Genomic DNA, 3,078 nt, shown 5'->3' with positions numbered 1-3,078 from the left:
CGGTTGTAGCAACCTGCTCCAAGAAAGCAGCGAAGTTCCTCCGCCGTTTTGTTTTTGTTCATGATCCCGCTCACATGCCTGTATATCCCCGCTTCATCCTCAAAAGGTTCAGGAAGCTTCATCGCTTCCTTCATGCGGACCTCTTCAGGAATGTCCGCGATCAGATCCTCGATCGACTCCACCCCGATAAACTTCAGCATCTCCTCCTGCACCTCAGGCTCCGAGTTCGGAATATAAGGGTAAACCTTCTTCCCCATGTCACTACCTCCCAAATCAAAAATTAAATCCCTGTTTATCTCTTAAAAAATCTTTTGCTTTTGACTTTTCATTTCCCCAACCCCAACCGCCGGTAAAACGGCGAATAGATGGGGCAGATGCAAAACAGTTTGGCAGTGACCACACCGGAGGCGTATGTCTGATACGTCGAGGATTGGGAACTGCCGAACTGTGCAGCAGATGCCCCATATATTCGCCGTTTTAAGCTATGCCACCGCCATCAACGACAAGACTCGAGCCAGTCACCCATGGGGCCATATCGCTGCAAAGGAAGAACACACACATTGCGACATCCTCAGGTGTCCCCAACCTAGCCATCGGCCGCTGTGCACAATCTTCCTTGTACTTCTCGTCATACACTCTGCCCAGCTGCTCACATTCGCTCTTAAGCATCGGTGTGTCGATGTCGCCGGGGCAGACACAGTTCACGTTTATATTGTCGGGACCGTGGTCGATCGCCATCGCCCTTGTCATATTCCAGACCCCGGCCTTTGCCGCACAGTAGGATACCGCGTGGTCTCCGCCTTTCAACGCCCAGCCTGACCCTATATTTACGATCTTTCCTCCGCCGGCTTTTTTCATGTAGGGGACGACATGCTTGCTCATCAGAAATACGCTCTTCAGCGTCACATTCAGGGCAAGATCCCAGTCCTCTTCGGATAAAGTCTCTACTGTATGGCGGCGGGCGACACCCGCACAGTTCACAAGTATGTCTATTTTTCCGAATTTCTCAATAACGGCGTCTGCCAGAGTTTTGCAGTCGGATTCTTTTGTGACGTCGCACTTAATGAAAACGGCATTGTTGCCGGCGGAAACTATTTCACTCCGGACACAATTCGCGAGATGTTCGTTGATGTCAGCCATTACAACTGTAACACCTGCATTTGAAAAGAACCTTGATATCCCGGCGCCTATCCCGGAAGCTGCACCTGTCACGACAGCTATTTTTCCTTTCATACCACAGAGATCGTTAAGATCGATCACACTGACCACTCCTCTATTGTTGAAAAATAAAAATTACAGTATACAATGAATACATGCTTTAATACTTTATATATGATACTTATTTTTATGTCAAGCGGTTCTGCTTGCACTATACAGGACAACTGTATATATTTGTTACAGTACGGAAAAATTGGGTGGAGATGATCAGATGGCGAGAAGTAACACTCCCGGGAAAACATCAGCGGATCATGTATACGAAGGTATTCGCAGAGGCATTTTCGATAAGACGCTGAAAAGCGGGCAGAGGCTTCCCGAAATCTCCATAGCAAAGGAATACAACGTCAGCAGGACTCCTGTAAGGGAAGCTCTGCGACGCCTGGAGAACGAGGGGCTAGTGCAGATCGTCCCCGGATGGGGTGCGTGCCTGGCATCCCCCACTAAACAGGAAATTATAGACACCTACGAAGTCAGGTGCAACCTTGAGGTTATGGCAATAAGAAAGGCATCACACCTCATCACCCCCTTACAGCTCTGCATGCTCCAGGAGCAGATAGACAACGAAAGAAAAGCTTTCGAAGAAAAGAACCTCGAGCTCTACATGAACGTTAATGACGCTTTCCACCAGATAATTGCCGAATCTTCAGGCAACAGCACCCTTGCCGGATATGTAAAAAACATACTTTCAAGGACCTATGTCCAGACAATATTCTTCGAATCCTTCTTCAACTTCGCTGACAACCCCAGCCTCGAAGAGCACATCAGGCTTATGGAAGCCCTAAAGGAACACGATGAAGCAAAGTGCGTTAATTTAATGGAGGAACATATCAGACTGGCTATGGAGGCTTTGGGGCAATGAGGGCGGCAAACTAAGCTGAAACCGTCGTTTGCGCTGGCAAGCAATTGGCAAGCGTCGGCAAGCGATAGGCAAGCGATTGCAGGGGCTGCCGGAAGTACTATGAGGCGGGAGTCGATTGGGAATCAATTGCAAATCAGTTGGGAGTCTGTTGTAGGGGCAGTCAAACAGTAGTCAAACGATCGGTAGTCAAACAGTAGTCAAACGGTTGTAGAATCTGCCGGGAGTCCCATCCGGCGGGGGATTTTGCAGAAAAAACTTCTGGCGGATAATTTATGATCAAATCAAAAACGAGAAGCAAAAACCAGACCTGGATTCCCGCTCAAGGGCATGCGGGAATGACGGGGAGGGGCGCAATTGGGGCAGATCGGAGATGATGACGACGCAGGATCTGTCGGAAAAACATCCGACGGGAGTCAGTAGGAAATCGATTGCAAATCAGTTGGTCCTTAGGTCTTAACAACCGCTCGCAACCGCTTCCCGCGACCGTTCCTGTCGCAGCTTCGCGCGGCATCTTCATGCCGCACTTCGCCAAAGTACTACCGGGCATACGTTGACGCGAAGGACCGCAAATGTTGCTAAGTCAGCGCTCCGATCTGCCCCAATTGCCGCAATTGGGGCAGATCGCGAGTGATAACTACGCAATGCGCAGGGAAGCCTCACGAAGGCGTATATTAATACGTCGAAGTGAGGGTCCGCAAGCTTTGCTAAGTCAGCGCCGCGAGATGCCCCAATTGCTAGAAGGCGTCCTTACCCTTGGCAGAGATAAAGGCATCGATGGGATTGACGTTCTTCTCCGAATGTGTCTGTCTCCATGTCTTTATCGGCATGCCCCAGATCTTGATGAATCCTACTGAGGCTGATTGATCAAAAATGTCTCCTGCGGAATATGTGGCAAGGGCTTTGTTATAGACAGAGCTCTCTGACTTCATTCCGTTCACTGTTCCATTACCCTTGTAGAACTTCATCCTTACTGTGCCGCTGACAGCCTTCTGCGTGCTGTC

General features: G+C 49.5%; 4 protein-coding genes. 1 reads left to right on the top strand and 3 read right to left on the bottom strand.

Translation table 11 applies throughout. From position 1 onward, the window contains the following. Together LLF78_08225 and LLF78_08220 are read right to left on the bottom strand one after the other, a co-directional pair. A partial coding sequence (locus tag LLF78_08225) for an aminomethyl-transferring glycine dehydrogenase (protein MCE5202479.1) occupies positions 1-257 on the bottom strand: 257 nt, incomplete at its 3' end. A gap of 220 nt (positions 258-477) precedes the next feature. Then, positions 478-1,260, bottom strand: coding sequence for an SDR family oxidoreductase (locus LLF78_08220; protein MCE5202478.1), 783 nt, complete (start codon positions 1,258-1,260; stop codon positions 478-480). A 169-nt stretch (positions 1,261-1,429) separates the two neighbouring features. Between LLF78_08220 and LLF78_08215 the strand changes: the two genes are divergently transcribed. Beyond that, positions 1,430-2,077, top strand: coding sequence for a GntR family transcriptional regulator (locus tag LLF78_08215; GenBank protein MCE5202477.1), 648 nt, complete (start codon positions 1,430-1,432; stop codon positions 2,075-2,077). A 734-nt stretch (positions 2,078-2,811) separates the two neighbouring features. Here LLF78_08215 and LLF78_08210 read toward each other — a convergent pair. Then, a partial coding sequence (locus LLF78_08210) for an argininosuccinate synthase (GenBank protein MCE5202476.1) occupies positions 2,812-3,078 on the bottom strand: 267 nt, incomplete at its 5' end.

It is taken from the genome of Synergistaceae bacterium (genome assembly GCA_021372895.1).
Lineage (GTDB): Bacteria > Synergistota > Synergistia > Synergistales > Synergistaceae > JAJFTP01.
Note: the sequence above shows the minus strand (reverse complement) of the source record. Positions and strands in the feature narration are given on the sequence as shown.

Excerpts from the sequence above, each read along its gene's own strand:
- LLF78_08215 (MCE5202477.1), top strand. The coding sequence starts at position 1,430 with ATGGCGAGAAGTAACACTCCCGGGAAAACATCAGCGGATCATGTATAC.